The sequence below is a fragment of the Mesobacillus sp. S13 genome, from assembly GCF_020422885.1.
GTDB classification, from domain to species: domain Bacteria; phylum Bacillota; class Bacilli; order Bacillales; family Cytobacillaceae; genus Mesobacillus; species Mesobacillus selenatarsenatis_A.
Map to the genome: position 1 here is coordinate 1,546,161 of NZ_CP084622.1, position 21,482 is coordinate 1,567,642.

22 protein-coding genes and 1 riboswitch are annotated in these 21,482 nt (G+C 42.5%); of the genes, 16 read left to right on the forward strand and 6 right to left on the reverse strand.

Going from position 1 to position 21,482, the window contains the following annotated elements; genetic code table 11:
* Window positions 1-83 precede the first annotated feature (83 nt).
* Complete coding sequence (locus LGO15_RS07705; RefSeq protein WP_226087248.1) at window positions 84-1,655, forward strand: PAS domain-containing sensor histidine kinase; 1,572 nt, start codon at window positions 84-86, stop codon at window positions 1,653-1,655.
* 149 nt (window positions 1,656-1,804) lie between these two features.
* Window positions 1,805-2,389 carry a DUF2087 domain-containing protein gene (locus tag LGO15_RS07710; protein WP_167831945.1) on the forward strand — a complete coding sequence of 195 codons (585 nt, stop codon included), beginning with the start codon at window positions 1,805-1,807 and terminating at the stop codon, window positions 2,387-2,389.
* A gap of 392 nt (window positions 2,390-2,781) precedes the next feature.
* Here LGO15_RS07710 and LGO15_RS07715 read toward each other — a convergent pair whose 3' ends face one another.
* Window positions 2,782-3,564 (reverse strand): carbon-nitrogen family hydrolase, encoded by a 783-nt coding sequence (locus tag LGO15_RS07715; RefSeq protein ID WP_226087847.1) that lies wholly within the window; start codon window positions 3,562-3,564, stop codon window positions 2,782-2,784.
* A gap of 127 nt (window positions 3,565-3,691) precedes the next feature.
* Between LGO15_RS07715 and LGO15_RS07720 the strand changes: the two genes are divergently transcribed.
* From LGO15_RS07720 to LGO15_RS07765, 10 genes are all read left to right on the forward strand, one after another.
* Window positions 3,692-4,867, forward strand: a complete 1,176-nt coding sequence (locus LGO15_RS07720) for a pyridoxal phosphate-dependent aminotransferase (RefSeq protein ID WP_226087249.1) — start codon at window positions 3,692-3,694, stop codon at window positions 4,865-4,867.
* 79 nt (window positions 4,868-4,946) lie between these two features.
* Window positions 4,947-5,053, forward strand: a riboswitch (SAM riboswitch).
* A gap of 96 nt (window positions 5,054-5,149) precedes the next feature.
* The gene (gene mtnW / locus LGO15_RS07725) at window positions 5,150-6,373 is read left to right on the forward strand and encodes a 2,3-diketo-5-methylthiopentyl-1-phosphate enolase (protein WP_226087250.1); all 1,224 of its coding nucleotides are present in this window, start codon (window positions 5,150-5,152) and stop codon (window positions 6,371-6,373) included.
* Complete coding sequence (locus LGO15_RS07730; protein WP_226087251.1) at window positions 6,370-7,032, forward strand: 2-hydroxy-3-keto-5-methylthiopentenyl-1-phosphate phosphatase; 663 nt, start codon at window positions 6,370-6,372, stop codon at window positions 7,030-7,032. Before mtnW ends, LGO15_RS07730 begins: the two co-directional genes overlap by 4 nt.
* Window positions 7,029-7,664, forward strand: a complete 636-nt coding sequence (locus LGO15_RS07735) for a methylthioribulose 1-phosphate dehydratase (RefSeq protein ID WP_226087252.1) — start codon at window positions 7,029-7,031, stop codon at window positions 7,662-7,664. Before LGO15_RS07730 ends, LGO15_RS07735 begins: the two co-directional genes overlap by 4 nt.
* A gap of 45 nt (window positions 7,665-7,709) precedes the next feature.
* Entirely contained in the window at window positions 7,710-8,243 is a 534-nt protein-coding gene (locus tag LGO15_RS07740) for a 1,2-dihydroxy-3-keto-5-methylthiopentene dioxygenase (RefSeq protein WP_226087253.1), read from the forward strand.
* Window positions 8,244-8,400: 157 nt separating this feature from the next.
* The gene (locus LGO15_RS07745) at window positions 8,401-8,646 is read left to right on the forward strand and encodes an aspartyl-phosphate phosphatase Spo0E family protein (protein WP_226087254.1); all 246 of its coding nucleotides are present in this window, start codon (window positions 8,401-8,403) and stop codon (window positions 8,644-8,646) included.
* Window positions 8,647-9,347: 701 nt separating this feature from the next.
* The gene (locus tag LGO15_RS07750; RefSeq protein ID WP_167831939.1) at window positions 9,348-10,175 is read left to right on the forward strand and encodes an electron transfer flavoprotein subunit beta/FixA family protein; all 828 of its coding nucleotides are present in this window, start codon (window positions 9,348-9,350) and stop codon (window positions 10,173-10,175) included.
* Between the two features lie 26 nt (window positions 10,176-10,201).
* Window positions 10,202-11,227, forward strand: a complete 1,026-nt coding sequence (locus LGO15_RS07755; protein ID WP_167831938.1) for an electron transfer flavoprotein subunit alpha/FixB family protein — start codon at window positions 10,202-10,204, stop codon at window positions 11,225-11,227.
* The gene (locus tag LGO15_RS07760; protein WP_226087255.1) at window positions 11,220-12,515 is read left to right on the forward strand and encodes an FAD-dependent oxidoreductase; all 1,296 of its coding nucleotides are present in this window, start codon (window positions 11,220-11,222) and stop codon (window positions 12,513-12,515) included. The genes LGO15_RS07755 and LGO15_RS07760 overlap by 8 nt, the downstream gene beginning before the upstream one ends.
* Window positions 12,515-12,799 carry a ferredoxin family protein gene (locus LGO15_RS07765; protein ID WP_023615122.1) on the forward strand — a complete coding sequence of 95 codons (285 nt, stop codon included), beginning with the start codon at window positions 12,515-12,517 and terminating at the stop codon, window positions 12,797-12,799. Before LGO15_RS07760 ends, LGO15_RS07765 begins: the two co-directional genes overlap by 1 nt.
* 238 nt (window positions 12,800-13,037) lie before the next feature.
* Here LGO15_RS07765 and LGO15_RS07770 read toward each other — a convergent pair whose 3' ends face one another.
* Window positions 13,038-13,373 carry a hypothetical protein gene (locus tag LGO15_RS07770; protein WP_167831936.1) on the reverse strand — a complete coding sequence of 112 codons (336 nt, stop codon included), beginning with the start codon at window positions 13,371-13,373 and terminating at the stop codon, window positions 13,038-13,040.
* A gap of 219 nt (window positions 13,374-13,592) precedes the next feature.
* Between LGO15_RS07770 and LGO15_RS07775 the strand changes: the two genes are divergently transcribed.
* Complete coding sequence (locus LGO15_RS07775; protein WP_226087256.1) at window positions 13,593-14,120, forward strand: hemerythrin domain-containing protein; 528 nt, start codon at window positions 13,593-13,595, stop codon at window positions 14,118-14,120.
* 48 nt (window positions 14,121-14,168) lie between these two features.
* On the opposite strand, the gene LGO15_RS07780 is transcribed toward LGO15_RS07775, so the two are convergent.
* Window positions 14,169-14,363, reverse strand: a complete 195-nt coding sequence (locus LGO15_RS07780) for a hypothetical protein (RefSeq protein ID WP_167831934.1) — start codon at window positions 14,361-14,363, stop codon at window positions 14,169-14,171.
* A 117-nt stretch (window positions 14,364-14,480) separates the two neighbouring features.
* Entirely contained in the window at window positions 14,481-15,713 is a 1,233-nt protein-coding gene (locus tag LGO15_RS07785; RefSeq protein WP_226087257.1) for an MFS transporter, read from the reverse strand.
* 144 nt (window positions 15,714-15,857) lie between these two features.
* Here LGO15_RS07785 and LGO15_RS07790 point away from each other — a divergent pair, with 144 nt between their 5' ends.
* Complete coding sequence (locus LGO15_RS07790) at window positions 15,858-16,850, forward strand: phosphotransferase enzyme family protein (RefSeq protein WP_226087258.1); 993 nt, start codon at window positions 15,858-15,860, stop codon at window positions 16,848-16,850.
* 327 nt (window positions 16,851-17,177) lie between these two features.
* Here the strand turns inward: LGO15_RS07790 and LGO15_RS07795 are convergent, their stop codons facing one another.
* Both LGO15_RS07795 and LGO15_RS07800 read right to left on the reverse strand, forming a co-directional pair.
* Window positions 17,178-17,915 carry a TPM domain-containing protein gene (locus tag LGO15_RS07795; RefSeq protein WP_167831931.1) on the reverse strand — a complete coding sequence of 246 codons (738 nt, stop codon included), beginning with the start codon at window positions 17,913-17,915 and terminating at the stop codon, window positions 17,178-17,180.
* On the reverse strand, window positions 17,915-18,484 hold the full coding sequence (locus tag LGO15_RS07800) for a LemA family protein (protein ID WP_167831930.1): 570 nt from the start codon (window positions 18,482-18,484) through the stop codon (window positions 17,915-17,917). Before LGO15_RS07800 ends, LGO15_RS07795 begins: the two co-directional genes overlap by 1 nt.
* Before the next feature lie 467 nt (window positions 18,485-18,951).
* On the opposite strand from LGO15_RS07800, the gene LGO15_RS07805 reads away from it, so the two are divergent.
* Window positions 18,952-19,389, forward strand: a complete 438-nt coding sequence (locus tag LGO15_RS07805; protein ID WP_167831929.1) for a MarR family winged helix-turn-helix transcriptional regulator — start codon at window positions 18,952-18,954, stop codon at window positions 19,387-19,389.
* 147 nt (window positions 19,390-19,536) lie between these two features.
* Window positions 19,537-21,231 carry a M3 family oligoendopeptidase gene (locus tag LGO15_RS07810; RefSeq protein ID WP_226087259.1) on the forward strand — a complete coding sequence of 565 codons (1,695 nt, stop codon included), beginning with the start codon at window positions 19,537-19,539 and terminating at the stop codon, window positions 21,229-21,231.
* Window positions 21,232-21,482: the final 251 nt, after the last annotated feature.

Here is a 21,482-nt window from a genome sequence, read left to right on the forward strand (position 1 = left end):
AAATAATCGCGAGTTTAAAGGGATTTTTACCATCCGTGTAGAAATTACTAGAAAAATGGGAATCAAGGCAAGGAGGCTTTCTGGTGAGTAGTGCTAATACGGCAGATGAGATTAAGGCACTGAAGGAAAAAATAGCCGCTTTAGAACAAGAAAATTCCTCATTAAAAGAGTGGATCAACAGCTCTGCGCAAACAGCTGCTGACGTTTTTGTAACAGAAGGACAGGAAACAGAGATTGCTGAGAGATTCATAACGGACGATCGTTTGCTAAAGAACTTCTTCATGGAAACATTGGATGGAATCGTGTTTTGGGGCAAGTGCGGAAAAATCATTGCAGTCAATGAAGCAACCTGTAATATTTTTGGGCTCAGTCATGAAGAAATGGTAAAGCATAAAATCTCGGACTTCATTTATCGTAAAGACGAGAAGTATCGACAGATGAAGCAAATAATCAATGAAAGAGGGGCATTGCGAGAGGAAGCATTCTTTCTGCTGCCGAATGGGGAAAAAAGGCTGCTTGAATTCACTGTAAAGCTCAACGCTGGCGATGGCTATCATATGACGATTGTCCGTGATGCAAGTGAGCGTTATCATATGGAACAGCAGGTGCGGAAAAGTGAAGAGCGTTTCAGGAAAATTTTTGAAGGGTCAATTGAAGGGATGATCCTTTGGGATGAAAATTGCAAACACTACGAAATTAACCCTTCAGGAATAGCCAAGCTTGAGTTGAAGCAGGAAGACCTGACAGAGGAGAACTTTCGTAAGCTTTTTATGAATCTCGGACTATCCAATGCGTTAATCGACGAGAAGTTACAGGCATTGCTTCGGAAAGGGAGGCTGGACGGCAGGATTACCATTCCCTATGAAGAGGGAAGGATGAAACATTTTGAATACAGTATCAAACGTCATTTAGTTGATAACCTGAATCTTATCGTATTCAGGAACATCACTGAAAAAATAGAGATGGAAGCCCAGCTGAATAAATCAGATACGCTCAATATGCTGGGGGAACTGGCTGCGGGCATTGCTCATGAAATCCGCAATCCGATGACTGCTCTAAAGGGGTTCATCCAGTTGCTTGAAAACAGCACAGGTGATGCCTATTCGTTATATTTCCAGGTGATCAAGTCCGAACTGCAAAGGATTGACTCCATCATCAATGAGTTCCTGGTTTTGGCTAAACCTCAATCTATTAAATTTGAATATACCGATATATCAAAGATCATGAATGAGACCGTGTCTCTTCTGACTGCCCAGGCAGTGCTCCATGATGTGCAAATCAAAACCATCTATGACGATGATTTGCCAGATATTATGTGTGAACCTAATCAACTAAAAAAGGTATTTATCAATATCATAAAAAATGCAATAGAAGTCATGTCAAAAGGCGGCTTTGTGAATGTGACCGTCAGTCAGGCACCCGGGAACAGAATACATATTTCCATCAAGGATGAAGGTGAAGGAATCCCGGCGGAACAAATTAAAAAGCTTGGGGAACCTTTTTACACCACAAAGGAAAGAGGGACTGGACTCGGCTTGATGGTGAGTTTCAAAATCATTGAAGAACACGGGGGTACCATTGAAATAGAGAGCGAAGTGGGACACGGAACGATTTTTCATATTTATTTGCCGATAACCAAGGAAACGTCTGATTGAAGCCAATCAGGCGTTTTTCCGTTGGCTATGAAACAGGATGGAACCATTAAAAATAAAAAATTGTCAAATCCCCTTTTAATTTTCTATAGAATGGTATATATTAGATGTATACCTAATTAGATATACATTAAATTAGTTGGAGTGGTTTTATGCAATTGGACAGAATAGTCGCTTTCCATAAAGCGATGGGGGACCCTACAAGGATCAGGATTGTTGCATTACTGGCCAATGGACCTTTGCATGGCCAGGCGATTGCTGGAAAGCTGGGCCTTACTCCGCCAACGATCACCCACCATATCAAGAAATTGCGTGATATCAATGTGATCGTAGAGCGCAGGGACAAAAATACGATTTATTTTCACCTGAATGAGTCAGTAATCAAGCAACAGGCAAGGACGCTAGGAAAATTAATCGAGAAGAGAGAAGGGGAGGTGGACGCAATGATTGAGCAAAATATCGAAAGGCAAAAGGTGATCGAGAATTTCCTGACGAAAGATGGAAAACTAAAAAACATTCCGGCACAACGCAAGAAAAAGCTGATGGTTTTCGAATATATGGTTCGAGGTTTGAAAGCCGGAAAAAAATATCCGGAAAAGGAGCTGAACGAATATATCACGAAGTTCCATGAAGATTACGCGACAATCAGGAGAGAATTCATCATCAATCATTACATGTATCGCGAAAATGGGATTTATGAATTGAATCCAGAAGAAATGTGGGCAAAGCCTGAGTGATTTTCTATAAGGATTTATTATAACTCCTTTGACCTTAAGCAGCATGGAACCTTAAGGCATCCTCATAAAGGGTCCCGTTTTAGGGGGCTCTTTATAATAGACACATGAATTGACGTATGAATTGACATACGTCTCTTTCTTTGGAGCTAATGGACGGAACAATTCCGCTTAATGAGTAATTTCTATCGAAAAAAGCTTAAATAGGCGGAGAGATTCCGCCTATTGACACCCAAAATTCGGAATTGGGAGATTTAGAGTTGAATAAACGGAAAACCTCCCCTTATATAACCCCAAAACGTGATCCAGTCTGTATTTAGCCGGAAAATCTCCGCTTATTTACTTTGGATTGTTACTCAATCATAGACAAGACATCTTTTTTGAATTTTTGTTACTTAATACAGTTCTGGCCTGCGGTCCGTAAAGATAGGAATTTTGCTCCTTGCATCTTTTACCTCATCAAGATCAATTTCCGCTATGAGGATTTCTTCATCGTCTCCGCCTTCAGCAATGACTTCACCCCATGGATTGATCACCATGGAATGGCCGGCGAATGTATTATTGGGATCGGAGCCAGCGCGGTTGCAGGCAATCACAAAGCATTGGTTCTCAATCGCACGGGCGATAAGCAATGCCCGCCAATGTTCCAAACGCTGGATTGGCCATTCAGCGACTACAAACATCGCTTCCACATCCTGAAGTGCATGGACACGGACCCATTCCGGGAACCTGATATCATAGCAGATCAGGCCAGCAAATTTATGTCCATCCAAGGAGAATATTCCTTTTTCCTTACCAGCAGCCAAGTGCAAATGCTCATCCATTAGCTTGAACAAATGAAGCTTGCTATAGGTTCCTGCCTGGGCTCCATCTTTGTCGAATACAAGCAGTGTATTTTCAATGCCTGCTTCTGTTTTATTGGCAACAGAACCGCCTATGAAATGCGAGTCGTATTTCAAAGCTGCATCCTTTAAAAACTCTTTGGCTGCTTGTGCTTCTTCTTCAGCTGTGGTCTTTAAATTATCGAGATCATAGCCGGTCGTCCATAGTTCAGGAAGGACTATCATATCGGGTTTTTGTCCATTTGCCTGTTCAATCAGTTTGGCTGCATTTTTGTAATTTGTTTCAGGATCTCCAAACGCAATATCCATTTGTAGGCATGCTATTTTAAATTTCATCATTCATCACCGCCATAATTTCTGAAAATTATATCTTTACAAGTTACTATTTACGTTATATCATTTGTGACTAGAATTTCAAATTAAAATTTTAAAATAAACATATAAATCCTAAGCAGGTGAGAAAATGGAATTTCCACAGTCAGATTTACTAAAGAGCCTGCCCAAGCAGTTTTTTGCTTCACTGGTGCAAAAGGTGGGCGCTTATACAGAAAAAGGGGCAGACATCATCAATCTTGGCCAGGGAAACCCTGACCAACCGACACCGCAGCATATTGTTAAAAAACTGAAGCAAGCTGGAGAGAATCCAGCGAACCATAAGTATTCTCCTTTCAGAGGGCAGCGTTCGTTACGAGTAGCTGCAGCGACATTTTATAAAAGGGAGTACGGAGTCGACCTTGATCCGGAAGAAGAAATTGCCATCCTTTTCGGGGGCAAGGCTGGCCTGGTAGAAATTCCTCAATGTCTGTTGAATCCTGGGGACACTATTCTCGTTCCAGATCCCGGCTATCCTGACTACTGGTCTGGAGTCGAGCTGGCCAGGGCAAAAATGGTGACAATGCCACTCCGGGAAGAGAATGACTTTATGCCTGATTATGAAGAGTTAGCTGCCGAGCAATTGGATAAAGCCAAGTTGATGTTCCTTAACTATCCCAATAATCCTACAGGGGCAGTTGCCGATAAACAATTTTTTGATGAAACAATCGAGCTTGCACGGGAGAATGAGATTTGTGTCGTTCACGATTTTGCTTATGGTGGAATTGGATTTGACGGGAACCGCCCACAAAGCTTTTTACAGTCTGAAGGCGCAAAAGACGTAGGAATCGAAATTTATACTCTGTCAAAAACTTATAATATGGCTGGATGGCGTGTTGGTTTTGCTGCAGGAAACAAGAGTGTGATTGCCGCAATCAACTTGCTGCAGGACCATATGTATGTCAGCTTGTTTGGTGCAGTGCAGGAAGCAGCTGCAGAAGCATTGCTGGGACAGCAGGAGTGTGTGGCCGAGCTAAACAATCTATATGAAACCCGAAGAAACGTACTTATTGACGGCCTGACAAAGATAGGCTGGCAGGTTACTGCTCCAAAGGGCTCATTTTTTGCGTGGCTGAAGGTTCCAGAACCATTTACTTCGGTTGAATTTGCGGATTTCTTACTGGAAAAAGCACATATAGCAGTTGCCCCAGGTGTAGGATTCGGTGACTATGGAGAAGGTTTTGTGCGGGTGGGACTGCTGACTTCGGCAGAGAGACTGCAGGAAGCAGTCAGCAGAATTGAAAGCTTGGAAATATTCAAAAAATAGTTGACATTGTTTTATGAACCTGACATAATCCTAATTAACAAATTTACTTTAACCAATTAAATAACTTGATTAAATTATTTTCTTATCAAGAGCAGGCGGAGGGACGAGCCCGATGAAGCCCGGCAACCGATCCAGCGTAAGCTGGGCACGGTGCTAATTCTTGCAGCGAAAGCTGAAAGATGAGAAGAGTTTAGTGTATTTTCTAACCTCTTCTTTGTGAAGAGGTTTTTTTAATGCCCAAAATACAACTGGGTTCAATAAGTATCGAAGGGATTGATCTTCATGAGTGAAATTACAGCGACTTACATAGTCCATGACGCCAAACATAACCCGCAGAAAAAAGCAGAGGGAATCGCGCTCGGCTTGACAGTGGGATCCTGGACTGACCTGCCGGAACTGGACCAAAAACAATTAAGAAAACATAAGGGAAGAGTGGTTTCTGTAGAAGGCTCGAGCCTGGACCATAATTCAGAAACAGTGGCAACAATCAAAATCGCCTATCCTGCCCTCAATTTTTCACCAGACCTGCCAGCCATTTTGACAACTGTTTTTGGAAAACTCTCGCTTGATGGCAAAGTGAAACTTGTCGATCTCGAATTTGGTGAAGAGTTAAAGAAACACTTCCCGGGTCCTCGCTTCGGAATTGAAGGAATCAGGAGGAAGCTTGGTGTCTATGACCGTCCATTGCTTATGAGCATCTTCAAAGGTGTCATCGGACGTGATATGGATTTTCTGCTAAAACAGCTTAAAGAACAAAGCCTTGGAGGAGTTGACCTGATCAAGGACGATGAAATCCTGTTTGAAAACGAGCTTACACCTATTGAAAAGAGGGTCACTCTTGGGAAAGAGGTCCTTGAGCAAGTCTATGAAACTACAGGGCACAGGACCTTATATGCGGCCAATCTGACAGGAAGAACTTCACAGTTGAAGGACAAAGCAAGAAAAGCGGCTGAACTTGGAGCCGATGCACTGCTGTTCAATGTGTTCGCCTATGGCTTGGATGTTTTGCAGGAACTAAGGGAAGATGATGAAATCAGCATCCCAATCATGGCTCACCCAGCGGTAAGCGGTGCGCTGACATCGGCCGATGAATATGGCTTTTCCCATTCCTTGCTTTTAGGAAAATTACTCCGCTATGCCGGAGCAGACTTCTCGCTTTTCCCGTCACCATATGGAAGTGTGGCACTTGAAAAGCAGCAGGCGATATCAATTGCTGAGGCACTGACTGCTGAGGATCAATACGAAAGGACCTTCCCGGTTCCATCAGCAGGCATACATCCTGGAATGGTGCCGCTATTAGTTAAAGATTTCGGAGTTGATTCAATCATAAATGCAGGCGGAGGCGTCCATGGTCATCCTGGTGGAGCACAGGGTGGAGGCAAGGCTTTCAGGCAGGCGATTGAAACCGTACTCCAGAGAAAAAGCCTTGAAGAAGGGTCACTGGAGCATGATGAATTGAAAACAGCTATACGCCTGTGGGGCTCATCAGAGGCGGTGGCAAAGTGAGTCAGCCAGTAATATTTTGCGACTTTGACGGAACAGTAACAGAAAAGGACAATATCATAGCCATCATGAATGAATTCGGTTCGGATGGCTGGGATGAAATAAAAGAAGCAGTGCTGGGCCGCAGGATTTCGATCAGGGAGGGAGTCGGGAAAATGTTTTCTCTCCTACCTGTTTCGAAGAAGGAAGAAATCATTCAGTTTGCTGTACAGAACGCCAGGATCCGCCCGGGATTTCAAGAGTTTCTTGATTATGCACATGAGGAAGGTATACCTGTTTATATCGTCAGCGGAGGGATTGATTTTTTCATAGAACCTATCATTCAAAAATTCGGACCGCTCGCTGGAGTGTATTGCAATAGTTCGGATTTTACAGGAAGTACGATAAAAATAGAATGGCCAAACAGCTGCGATGATCAATGTTCAAATGATTGCGGCTGCTGTAAACCATCCATCATGAGAAAGCTGGAAAAAAGGAGCGCATATAAAATAGTCATCGGTGACTCCGTAACAGATTTGGAAGCTGCAAAACAAGCCGACCTTGTGCTTGCCAGAGACTATTTAAAGGATAAATGCGAAGAATGGGAGATTGAACATAGACCATTCGAAACGTTTTATGACTGTATAGATGCACTTAAAACTGAGACAGGGGTGAGAGGATGAGCTCATTAGAAAGTAAGTGGGAAGAACTGGCCGACGTAAAGGCAGAACTGGCAGATCGTGATTGGTTCATGGGAACGAGCGGCAACCTGGCAATCAAAATGAACAGCGACCCGGTGCAATTCCTTGTAACGGCGAGCGGGAAAGATAAGCGGAAACGGACAGATGAGGACTTTTTGCTTGTTGACCAATTCGGCCGTCCGGTTGAAGAAACATATTTAAAGCCATCTGCTGAGACACTGCTCCATGTTGAGGTATACAAAAAGACAAACGCTGGCTGCAGCCTTCATGTCCATACCATCGATAATAATGTCATCTCTGAGGTCTATGGAGACAGAGGCGAGGTGCAATTCCAGGGGCAGGAACTGATTAAGGCATTTAATATCTGGGAGGAAGATGCTGTTCTAAAGATTCCTATTATTCCGAATTATGCACATATACCAACCTTGGCCAAAGCATTTTCAGAGCATGTTAAAGGAGATACAGGCGCTGTTTTGATCCGTAACCATGGGATTACTGTGTGGGGCAGGAATGCATTTGAAGCAAAGAAAATTCTTGAGGCTACCGAATTTTTATTCCGCTACCAGTTAAGGCTGCTCGAACACAAGCCATTCCAATTGTTCAAGGTCGTTTAAGGAATCATTTAGCAAATATACCATTAAACTAAGGGAGAGATTCACATGGCATTTATCGTAAAGCAAAACACACAGGAAAGAATACTTGATGAACAGCAGGTCGAAGCATTTCTGAACGAGCAGGAAGTCATCTATGAAAAATGGGAAATCAATAAATTGCCTGCAAATCTTCAAGAAAAATTCTTGTTAACAGATGAAGAAAAACAGGAAATCCTTGAAGCTTTCAGTGAGGAGATTAAAGATATCTCTGAACGCAGAGGCTACAAAGCTCAAGACGTCATTTCGCTTTCCGGCAATACACCGAATCTTGATCAGCTTTTGGCGAATTTCAAGCAGGAACACCACCATACAGATGATGAGGTAAGATTCATTGTCAGCGGCCATGGAGTATTTGTTATTCAGGGTAAGGACGGAGAATTTTTTGAAGTGTTCCTGAATCCAGGAGACTTGATCTCAGTTCCTGAAAATACACGTCATTACTTTACGCTTCAGGATGATCGCCAGGTGGTTGCAGTTAGAATTTTCGTTACAACTGAAGGCTGGGTTCCTATTTACGAAGAGGAAAAAGTCAGCCAGTAATCAAGGTGAAGGGCAAATTTTGTCGAAGAAAATTTTTTCATCCGTGAATATTGTCTTATTTTGCGAATCTATTTACATTCATCTAGGCATTTGCCATAATTCTTCAAGTAATCTATTTATTTTATTAAGCAATTAAAGTAGTAGAGGAGATATAGAAGTGTATCATTCGCAAAATGCTTTGTTGAAGGAAATCAATCGTGTAAGGGAATTGATGGTGGCTTCTGCACTTGAAACAGGATATACAAGTGCTGAGACAATCCGCCGGAGCCAGGAGCTCGACACTCTGATTTATGAATATCAATCATTATGCAGGGAGACAGAATTGCAAAGGCAAAGAACTAAAATTCTTTTCAGACAAATGATCCTGCTTACAAAAAAACAATATATTTTATCGCATGCGTGATAACATTCAGACATATGGAAACAATTAGCCACTGCCAGTAAATGGGCAGTGGCTAATGTTATTTTATAAGCAAATTAATGAGATAAAAGGCAAAGAATAAACGGTATGATGGAGAACGAAGAAACTGCTAATGATTTTAGTACTTGAGAAAAAATGTAACAATTTGCTCAAATTTTCACGATAAAATATCTTTGTGTGATTTTTATCATATTTTTATATGTTTATTTTATATATTTTTAACATAGATAGCTTCTTATCATCAGTCTGCTAACACACCTCACCATGTCACTTAACTTTCAATCACTTTTTACATTGGACTTGCTTCAGTTCGTGAAGTTTAAACCTCATTATTCACAAAACAATCTCAACTATGTTATCTACTTTTTTAATTGTTGGTACTATGCATGTAATACGATTCATATATCGTACTACATAGCATTTTATTTATATAAGGCTGTGTGAACAGTTTTTTACTGGATTGACCATTAAATTATGTCACATAAGTCTTTATTATGGCTATTTTCATCCTGCTTCATTTCTGCAAGGGCATTGCCATTTGGTGAGGAGGTTTTTCTTTGTATCAAAAGCTTCTCCAATAATATATTTCCTTCATTTAAAGAATACGAAGTTGTTTCGAAAATAGCTGAAAGTAAACGCTTACAAATTAATAGTTTTACATTTTCAGGAGGGGGAAAGAGAGTATGCACATTGTCGTATGTGTCAAGCAAGTGCCCGATACGAAGATCATCAAAATCAATCCTAAGACCAATACTCTGGACAGGCGAAGCGCACCAGCCATTTTGAATCCTTATGATGCTCACGCTGTACAGGAAGCTGTGAAAATCAGGAATAAAACAGGAGGAAGTATTTCAGTACTTTCTATGGGACCGCCACAGGCAGTATCTGTCATAAAAAAAAGTGTGGAAATTGGCGCAGACCGTGGATACCTCATTTCAGACAGAGCTTTCGCGGGAGCTGATACCCTTGCGACTAGTTATGCGCTCTCCAAGGCGCTTGAAAAAATATCGAAGGATCATCCCATAGACCTGGTCATTTGCGGCAAGCATGCGATTGATGGAGATACAGGACAAGTAGGACCTGGTATTGCGCGACGCCTTGATATTCCCCCGATCACGAACGTGATTGAAGTTTCAAAGGTTAATAAGGAAGAAAAATATGTCCATATCAAGCGCAAGCAAATCGATGGATACGAGGTCTTACAATCGCAGCTTCCTTGTTTGCTGACTGTTGAAAAAGAGATTAATGACATAGAGTATGCACCACTTCCAAACATGATCAATGCAGCAAGATATGAGCCGGTCATCTGGTCTGTGAATGATCTTGAAGATGTTGACAAGACCCAGTTGGGATTAAAAGGATCGCCAACGATTGTCGGCAAGATGTTCAGTCCACCTAAGCTAGAAGGCGGGAAAAGGATTGAAGGAGATGCCGATGCCCAAGTAGAGCAGCTAATGGGAATCCTGATGGAAAGAAAAGATTTATTGAAATTAAATGCAGCCAACTCTTGATTGTAGTTAAAAGGGGGAATAGCAGAATGGAAGAAAACCAGGGAGTCTGGGTATTCATTGAAGTAAATGATGGGAAAATCGAAGGAGTTTCACTGGAATTGCTTGGTGCAGGAAGGAAGCTTGCCGACAAACTGGAAGTGCCGCTGTCCGGGGTTATGCTTGGGCAAGGTGTCATGCCTTTAGCAAATGAAGTGATCTATGCTGGTGCAGACCAAGTATATGTCGTTGACCATCCGGTCCTGAAGGATTATCGGACTGAGTCCTATATGAAGGGTGTCTGCACCCTCGCTGAAAAATATAAGCCTGAAATCTTCCTTTATGGAGCCACTCCAAATGGAAAAGACCTGGCGAGTGCAGTTGCAACGGATTTAAGTACTGGTTTGACCGCGGATACAACGATGCTTGATGTCGATATTGAGAAAAGGCTGCTTGAAGCGAGCCGTCCTGCATTTGGCGGAAATATCATGGCAACCATTCTTTGTAAAAAACACAGGCCGCAAATGGCTACAGTCCGCCCTAAGGTAATGAAAGCCCTCGAAACGGATGAAGGCAGGAAGGGAGTCATCATCGAAGAGGAGTTGGAACTTAGGGAAGAAGATATGCGCACAAAGGTGCTTAAAATTGTGAAGGACGTAACAAAAAAGGCAAGCCTGGCAGAAGCCCATGTCATCGTCGCTGGCGGAAAAGGTTTGGGCGATATCCAGGGATTCCAGCTTATTCATGAGTTAGCAGAAGTGATTGGAGCAAGTGTAGGCGGCACAAGGGATGTTGTTGAAGCAGGCTGGCTGAAGCATGAGCAGCAAATAGGCCAGACTGGCGAGACGGTTACGCCGAAAATCTATTTTGCCATCGGAATTTCAGGGGCAATCCAGCATGTCGAAGGAATGAAGAACTCTGAGCTGATCATTGCCATAAACAAGGATCCGAACGCTCCGATTTTCGATGTAGCCACATATGGCATTGTTGGTGACGCATTGGAAATTGTACCGAAACTAATCAAGCAGTTCAAAGAGCTCAGCAAAGAGAAGGGCGGGGAAATGAGCTATGTCTGAAAAATTTGATGTAATCGTCGTAGGAGCCGGCCCTGCTGGAACTTCATGTGCCTACAACTGTGCCAAAAATGGCCTGAAAGTATTGCTGATTGAACGTGGTGAATACCCAGGTTCAAAGAACGTTATGGGTGGGGTTCTTTATCGGAAACAGATGGAAGACATTATTCCGGAATTTTGGAAGGAAGCGCCACTGGAGCGGCCTGTTGTTGAGCAGCGCTTCTGGATGATGGATAAAGAATCGGTTGTCCAGTTTGGCTACAAAGGTCTTGAATGGGCGGTTGAACCATATAATAACTTTACAGTACTGCGTGCCCAATTTGACCAATGGTTCGCAAAGAAAGCGGTCGAACAGGGTGCCTTGTTGATTAATGAAACAGTTGTCACAGAATGTATTGTAGAAAATGGCAAGGTAATAGGCGTGCGCACCGACCGCCCTGATGGAGAAGCGTATGCGGATGTTGTCGTGCTCGCAGACGGTGTAAACTCCCTGCTATCCAAGCAGCTTGGCTTCCACAGAGAATTCCGTCCTGATGAAGTGGCACTGACGGTTATGGAAGTCATCAATCTTCCAAAGGACAAAATCAATGAACGCTTCAATCTTGAAGGAAATCATGGAACGACAATTGAGATATTCGGTGATTCAACGCAAGGCAATCTTGGTACTGCCTTCCTTTATACAAACAAAGAAAGTTTGAACATCGGGGTAGGCACTACACTCTCAAGCATGATCAAAGCCAAATTGAAGCCATATGAGCTGCTTGATTACCTGAAGAAACATCCAATGGTCCGCCCGTATCTGGAGGGAGGGGAATCAGCAGAATACCTGGCCCACTTGATACCTGAGGGAGGATTCAATTCCGTGCCAAGGGTTGCGGGGAACGGTGTGCTTGTAGTCGGGGATGCCGCCCAGCTCGTCAACGCCATTCACCGTGAAGGGTCAAACATGGCGATGGCTTCAGGCCAAATGGCTGCAGAAGCGATCGTTGAAGCCAAAAAGGATGGCGATTTCAGCGAGAGCAGCTTGAATCGCTATAAAGAAGCGTTATTCGGAAGCTTCATCATTAAGGACCTTGAAAAATATAAGGATGCAGCACATACCTTTGAGACATACCCGCAGTATTTCAAGGAATATCTGCCGATGATGAACAAGGCAATGAGCAAGTTTTTCACTGTTGATGGAACACCAAAGAAAGAAAAACAAAAGGAAATCATGCGCAGCGTGACGGCTGAAAAAGGAACCTTTAAGGTTATGCAAGACATCTATCGTGCCTGGAAGGCGGTGAAATAATGTCAACGACAAACATCGAGGAAAAACAATTTCTTTTAAGGTTTAAGTGTGACACAAAATCGCATCTTACAGTTTTGGACCATGACGTCTGCATGACACAATGTCCTGACAAGCTTTGTACCGTTTTCTGTCCTGCTGAGGTGTATAAGTGGGAAGGGAAAAGGATGCAGGTAGGCTATGAGGGCTGCCATGAATGCGGTAGCTGCCGGATCGGATGCCCTTACCAGAATATAAAATGGGAATATCCAAAAGGCGGCCACGGCATTGTATTCAGGCTTGCTTAATAGTTAATTAGAAGAGACTGGCGGACAAATAATTCGCCAGTCTCTTTACTATTTTATACAAGCAAAAAAATGAGTACAAAGGTGTTGACTGTTAGTGGGAAGATGGTTTGTAAAAGTGATGGGATTTACTTTACAAGTTAGTCGTACCAATTGTTTCTATATTCATCATATGTAAGTTAATTCACAAGTGGGTTCAAAAAAAGGTGTAGCTTTTTAAAAGAGGGGATAAAAGAGGGGGTTAACTGATTTTTTCTTGCTGGCGCATTGTGTGAAGCTGATCACTGAGGATTTCTTTTTCTATGTTCCTCGCTGCCTCCATAGCATCATCAAAAGTGTCAAACAGTGCTGATGCATAAACTGGCTTGCCGGCATCATAGATTCCTGATGAATCTGATTTGTATATCGTTACATTCCAATTGAAGTATTCACTGTCTTCTTTTTGGTGCCCTTGAAGCCCAATCAATAAATGGGTATGCAGCAGGTCAGCCTGGGTGTCGATAAAAGCCTTCTTATCGCTAAGCCCTGCTTGCACAAGTGACTTTTGATAAAAATCGCGGTACAAAGTATTCTGCAAGGTAAGATCACTCCTTTTACTTTTAGCTATAACTTTATTATATGTAAGGAGTTATAATATTTGAAGGAGAATTGTTAAAATTTTTAGAAATTTTAACAAAGTGTCATTTTTCCTTCACAATTTCTTGAATAAATCCAAATTGTGATGCCTATCACAACCTCTAATACGAATGCTTTCTATAATTAAAATATACCATATATTATAGGAGGCCGATTTAAGATGACAGGATGTTTGAGTGGTATTAACCAGGATTCAAGTTTTACATTAAGTGCTGGTCTTCAACAATTAAAAAATGAGCATCCGCCACTATTAGAGATGCTTTCAAACCTTTTGGATCTTTCACAGAAAATTGAAGAAGGGGAGCAAATGGAAGAAAACTTCTCGAGGCTGAGGGAGATGGTCATTGAGTTCCTTGCGGAGCTGGAGCCGCATTCAGAGAGAGAGGAAGGCGTATTGTTTGAGATGATGGCAGCCTATATTGGAAGAGAAATGGGACCGATTGCCGTCATGGAATATGAGCATGATCAGGCAAAGCGCTTTATCGGGACCTTCCTTCATAATACAAAGGATGGCACCATTGGTTTTTCAAATGAGAAGATGATTGAAAATGCCCAGATGATAAAAAATGCAAATTACACTTTGGTGAGCCATTTTGCTAAAGAGGAAAGCATTCTTTTCCCGATGGCGGAGAATATGTTCAGCGAGGAAGAAAAACAGGAATTGGCTGAACGCATTAAGGTGATATAAAGATTGAAAAGGGTGAAGCAGCCAATGCTTCACCCTTTTTAAATCTTTTTAAGCTTCAGTGATCGTGATTAGTTTAATGTCTTTTGTATCGAATCGATAAAAAACATCATCTTCATCAGTAAATTCAATCAACCCTTCTTGGTCTTTGGCATCCTGGATGGCTCCAGCAATGTCCTCCACCTCGATAGGTCGTGAAACGGAAAAATCTTTTTCGAAAAAATAATTGATCTTAAACTTAGACATGATAATCTCCCTTCATTAAATCCTCACTTTCTTTCTTTCCTTATCAGGGGCATGCCTAAACATAAAAGCGCAAATGGAAATAATTAATTCTAAAAAATAGGAATGATTCAACCTTTCCTATCTGTGCCATTCAGCCAGTTTTTCATCTGAAGGAAGGAACATAGTCAGTAGTCCCAGCAGGGGCAGGAATCCGACAGCGATGATCATCAATGGCAAGCCGATCAGGTCAGCAAGATATCCAAGACCGACAGATCCAATAGCCCCCATACCGAATGCAAGACCGACCGTCAATCCCGCCATCGTGCCGATTTTACCTGGAACAAGCTCCTGTGCGTATACAACAGTAACCGAAAAGCTCGACATCAACATAAAGCCGCTAAGGGTAAGCAGGGCAAAGGCGATGCTGTACGGCATAAATGGAATGATGGCGGATAGAGGCGCAGTCGCAATCATCGAAAGGAATATAATGTTTTTCTTGCCAAAACGGTCTGCCAGCGGGCCTCCGAAAAAAGTGCCGAACGCACCGGCAACAAGGAACGCAAACAGGAAAATTTGCGCCTCTTTAATCGAAAGGCCATATTTGTCGATTGTATAAAACGCGTAAAAATTCGTCATGCCCGAGATATACCAGGAACGGGCGAAAATCAAAAATAAAATCAGGACAAGCGCCATTTTGATATTTTTTGAGATCCCTTTATTTACTTGTTTGTTAGCTTGATTGACTTTGGCAGCTATTTTTTCATAATCCAATTTCCGGCTGTACCAGGCGGCAATATATAAAAGTAGCCCCACAGCTATCGCTGCGACAATTGTAAACCATACTGCTCCAAACTGGCCGAGCGGGACGAGAATGAGCGCAGTGATCAGCGGGGCAAGGGCCTGTCCGGAATTGCCTCCAACCTGGTAAATGGACTGTGCAAGCCCCCTCCGCGGACCGGCTGCCATATAGGCCACCCGGGAACCTTCAGGATGGAACACAGCTGACCCAAGTCCAATGAATAAAACGGAAAGAATAACATATTCAAAACTCGAAGCGAATGCAAGGCCGAGGACACCGAACATGGTCGAGGTCAAACCAAGCGGCAAGGCATAAGGCATTGGTTTCTTGTCGGTTGCCATTCCTATCAGAGGCTGAAGGATGGAAGAAACGATATTCAAAGAAAAGGCGATCATTCCTAATTGAGTGAATGAAAGTCCCATCGATTTTTCAAGAATGGGGAACATCGCCGGAATGACGGATTGGATGGAGTCATTCAATAAATGTACTAACCCGATGATGAAGAGTATCTTATATGCAGTCTCATTTTGATTCTGCGGTTTGGCGCTAACTGCGGCAGCTGATTGGCTCATGATTTTCTCCTTCTAAAAATATTTCGGTTTCCTACATATCATTTTACAAAAAAAGTCACCATATAAAAATAGCTTTTATAGTGAAATATATGGTCTAATATAATTTAGAAAATACAGATTATTTTTTCGAGGGGGAAGCATTGTATGGAAAAAGCTGTGAGCACCTTGATGAACCAAGAAATTTTAGAAGAATTCCTGGGGCGTTTCGGGCTGGAAAAGGAAGTGAAGAAACTTGGAGATTTCGAGAATTATGTTTATGAAACTTATAAAAATGGCCAGCCATATATCATGAGGCTCACCCACAGTTCTCACCGGGACATGGATGAGGTTTTATCCGAATTGGATTGGATGAGGCATTTGAAAAGTAAAGGTCTGTCTGTACCCGAGGTTTTTCAATCGGAAGAAGGAAACTTTGCAGAAGAGATTAAGGCAGCCGATGATAGTTCGTTTTATGGCTGTGTATACACCAAAGCTAAAGGGAAGGCTGTCAGTGTCCGTTCTGATGACTTTAATGAAGCTCTGTTCAAAAAATGGGGAGAAACGACGGGGAAAATGCATCTTGCGACCAAATCCTATGAGCCGTCTAGAGGCATAAAAGAACGATCAAACTGGGATGATGACGATCTTCTGTCAATTGAAAAATATTATCCTGCCGAAGATGGGCAATTAGTAGAAAAGGCGAATGAAGTGATCGCCATGATTTCAGAACTGCCGAAAAATAAGGATAATTACGGTATCATCCATACTGATATCCATTCCGGGAATTTCTTTTACGATGGAGAACAGATTCATGTTTTCGATTTCGATGATGCAAGTTACCATTGGTTCGCTTCGGATATCGCGATTCCTCTGTACTATTCTATCCTTTATCGGATCCCTGCAAGCGAGGAAGCAGAGCGAAATCGTTTTGGCAATTTATTTCTGGATGCTTTTATTGAAGGATATCAAAAAGCTAATTCGCTGCCAGACGGCTGGGAGGAACAAGTCCCGTTATTCCTGATGCTTCGTGATATTGTACTGTACGCTGTTCTCCATAAAAAAATCGCCCCAGAGGATCGGGACGAAAAATTGAAGGGAATGATGGTAGAAATTGCAGAAAGAATCAGGAACAAACAGCCAATCGTGAAAATGGATTAACCTCTGTTATTATTTTTCTTATAGAAGGTATATAGTAAAAAGGTGCCGCTAAGAAGAAGAGCTGTCAACAGCAAGAAAAAAAAGAAACCAATTTCATCGATTAGCCTACTTAAATAGGCAATAAGCGCAATGTCTGTGATTACCGATATAATCAGAAAATAGCGGATATATTGTGGGTACATGAACTCTCACCATCTTTTATTTTCTATTATGTATGTTTATGGTATAAGTGATACAAAAACACCAGAGCAATAGGCTGCTGGTGTTTTTTTCCTGAAAGCAAAAATATCGGATGTCCCGGCTAATCAAGGCGCCTGTGGTTTATTATCACCACCCACGGCTTGCACCGCCTCCTCCTGATGAGCCGCCACCGCCACCTCGAGGTCCGCCGCCACCTCCGCCTCTTGAAATGATCGATAACAGCAGGTAGGTTAAGGTCCCGCCGAAGAACATAAAATCGAGGACAATGACGCCGATTACGATGATGACGAGAAGCCATGAAGGTATAGGGAGGTCTTGCTGCTGCTGAACAGCATCTTGTGCACTTCCGAATTCATTTGTACCCGATACCTCGTTGGCAAGCGCCTGATATGTGTTCATGACAGCGAGGTTAGGCTGCCCATTTTGAAGATGCGGAATCGCATACTCATCAAGGATACGACCTGCCTTGCCGTCAGGAATGATTCCTTCAAGTCCATATCCAACTTCGATCCTGATTTTCTTTTCCTGCAGGGCAATTACAAGCAGAACGCCATTATCATCTTCCGCTGTGCCCAGTCCGTACTGGCGATACGCTTGGACCGAGTATTCCTCAATGCTTGACTCGCCAATCGAGTCGACGGTGAGGACAGCAACCTGTGAAGAAGTCTGGTCATCAATCGACCTTCCAATGTTTTTAATTTGTATTTCTTCGTTCTCGCTTAAAACATTGGCAAAATCCTGAACATAGATATCACCTACTGGTGCAGGTATCTGATTTGGTGCCGCGATTGACCCGGCCGGAAGCAGCAATAGCAGGATGCCAAGTATTGCTGCAAGGCGAGGGAATCTATTTATTCTCATCATCAGCCTCCAAAGTCAACCTCAGGGGCATCCTGTGCCTGAGGGTCAGCCTTGAAGTATTCCTTAGCATCAAAACCAGTGATATTCGCGATAATGGCACCTGGGAATTGCTTCACTTTCCGGTTATAAACAGATACCTGATCATTATAATCTTTTCTTGCTACAGCTAACCTGTTCTCTGTACCAGCAAGCTCATCCATTAATTGAGTGAACTGTTTGTCCGCTTTCAAGTTTGGGTAATTTTCAACTATTACCAGTAAGCGGCTCAATGCGCTGGACAATTCAGCATTAGCAGTTGCCTGTTCTTCCGGTGTATTTGCTCCTCCTAATTTTGCGCGAGCATCTGAAATGGATTGGATGACTTCTTTTTCATGTGCTGCATAGCCTTTTACCGAATTGACAAGGTTGGGAATGAGGTCAAGCCTCCGCTGAAGCTGGTTCTCTACCTGCGCATAAGCTTGATTGACATTCTCTTCCTCGGCAACGAAATTATTATAGCTGCCAACTCCCATCATGATGAAAATTCCTAGTATGACTAATAAACCAATGACAATTCCTAATCCTTTTTTCACTATAGACACTCCTAATTCATAGTTGTATGTTGATGCCCGTATTTTTCCCTCAAATACGAGAGTTTTAAACTTATTGGTGATGATATTCGTTGCATAGGAACCTTACCTTTTCATTTTTTTACTTGTACCTCTTCATTTAATTATTGAATGCCTGTTGATTGTAGTGGAAGGCGCGTAGACTCCTCCGAAAATGCTAACGCATTTCCATCGTGCGTGGGCAGGTCCGAGGAAGCATAATCAATGTCCTGCGGGATGAGCAAGTCATGGGGAGACCCCGCAGGCGCTTGCGCCGAGGAGGCTCCCCGACTGCCCGCGGAAAGCGAAGCGCCTGGAACGGAAATCAACAGTCTTGTTTAAAGACTTTATTTAGTTTTTCATATAAAATTAAGGGAAATACTGATAAAAACAACGAATTCAGATATACTCTAGTTATGGATTAGTCGTATAAGGTAAAGGAATGAATATGTATGAACAATGAGACAGAAAAATCTTTGAAATTATTCATTGTATTGTCCAGAGCGTACAGGGCTGTCAATGAAAAGGTAAACAAGGTCATCCAAAAAAATGGGCTTAACCCGACAGAATTTGCTGTATTAGAGCTTTTATACCATAAAGGCGAACAGCCATTGCAGCAAATTGGGGGGAAGATCCTGCTCGCAAGCGGCAGCATCACCTATGTAGTTGATAAGCTTGAAGAAAAGGGCTATTTAAATAGAGTAGCCTGCCCGAAAGATCGAAGAGTCACATATGCGAAAATTTCTGATGATGGAAGAAAATTAATAGAAGAGATTTTTCCTGAACACAGCGCCTTGATCCATGAGCTCATGGACAGTCTGGATGATGATGAAAAAGATACAGCGATTGAGCTGTTGAAAAAGCTGGGCCTTTCTGTGAGCAAGTATTAAAAAAAACGGCAGATGCCGTTTTTTTTATTGCTTTTTTCGGGAAATTTTATGGAAAGACCAAGTAATAAAAAGGGAAAAGGGGAATATCCGTAGAATAGGAAAGAGATGGGGATAATATTTCCGTATAAAGAAAAAGGGGGCAATACCGTGAAATTTGAGCAATATACATATACTCGCCCGAATTTGGATGAAGTCACTGCCAAATTCGATAAACTGCTTGAAGAATTCAAAAATGCAGGCTCTGTTGAGGAGCAAAGTACGGCAATGAATGGGATCAATGATTTGCGCAATGATGTAGGCACGATGTTCAATCTTTGCTATATCCGCCACTCAATCGATACCGAAGATGAGTTCTATAAGCAAGAACAGGATTTCCTGGATGAACTCGCTCCACAGGTAGAGGGTTTGGTGACAAAATATTATGAAGCACTTGTTTCATCTGCTTTCCGTGATGAACTTGAAGCGAAATGGGGACGTCAGCTCTTTGCTTTGGCTGAAGCACAGTTAAAGCAGTTTTCACCTGAAATCGTTCCATTGATGCAGAAGGAAAACAAGCTTTCTACTGAATATACAAAGCTTGTTGCTTCAGCGAAAATCATGTTCGAAGGGGAAGAGAGGACCCTTGCACAACTTGACCCTTTTACAGAGTCCAAAGACCGTGAAACAAGAAAGAAAGCAAGCGAAGCAAAATTCGCATTCTTTTCTGAGCATGGAGAAGAGTTCGACCGGATATATGATGAGCTTGTTAAAGTGAGGACAGAAATGGCCCACAAGCTTGGCTACAGCAATTTTGTAGAGTTGGCATACTACCGCATGTTCCGTACGGACTATGACAGCAGCATGGTAGCAGCATTCAGGGACCAGGTTCATAAATACATTGTTCCGGTAGCTTCAAAGCTTAAGGAGCGCCAAATGAACCGTATTGGTGTGGAAGAGTTAAAGTATTTTGATGAGCCATTCGATTTCAAAACAGGAAATGCCGCACCAAAAGGAAGTCCTGAGTGGATCATTGAAAATGGTCAAAAAATGTATGATGAGCTATCTTCTGAAACTGGTGAATTTTTCACCTATATGAATGAAAACAACCTGATGGACCTGGTGGCGAAGAAAGGCAAAGCAGGCGGAGGCTATTGCACATACATTGAAAACTATAAGTCACCATTCATATTCTCGAACTTTAACGGCACCTCAGGGGATATTGACGTCCTTACACATGAAGCAGGGCACGCGTTCCAGGTATATTCCAGCCGTCATTTTGAGATTCCTGAATATAACTGGCCAACATATGAAGCTTGCGAAATCCATTCGATGAGCATGGAATTCTTCACTTGGCCATGGATGGAACTGTTTTTCAAAGAAGATACCGACAAATATAAGTTCTCGCACCTAAGCAGCGGATTGCTATTCATGCCATACGGAGTTTCTGTCGACGAATTCCAGCACTGGGTATATGAGAATCCTGAAGCAACACCAGCAGAAAGAAAGCAACAATGGCGAGAAATCGAAAAGAAGTACCTTCCTCATAAAGACTATGACGGAAACACTTATTTAGAAGAAGGGGGATTCTGGCAGCGACAGGGCCATATATATAATTCACCTTTCTACTATATCGATTACACACTTGCGCAGATTTGTGCCTTCCAATTCTGGAAGCGTTCAAGAGAGAATCAGGAAGAAGCTTGGAAAGATTATGCTAACCTGTGCCAGCTGGGAGGAAGCATGGCTTTCACTGACCTCGTCAAGGAAGCGAACCTAATTTCTCCATTCGAAGAAGGCTGTGTCCAGTCAGTGATTGGCGAAATTGAAAACTGGCTTGACTCAGTTGACGACACTAAGCTGTAATAAAGGAAAAGCGTAGCCTCTAGTGGTTTCGCTTCAGACTGCAGGTAAACTTGATGAAAATCAGTTTTCTGCAGTTTTTTTGTTTGGTTATTTATCGGTGGATTTGATAGCTTTCGTCTTGAACGGCACCCTTATGGAGGAGGAAGAGGATGCATAAGGGTGTCTATCGCGGAGAACGGAACCCTTATGAAGGAGGAAGAGGATGCATAAGGTTGTCTATCGCGGAGAACGGAACCCTTATGAAGGAGGAA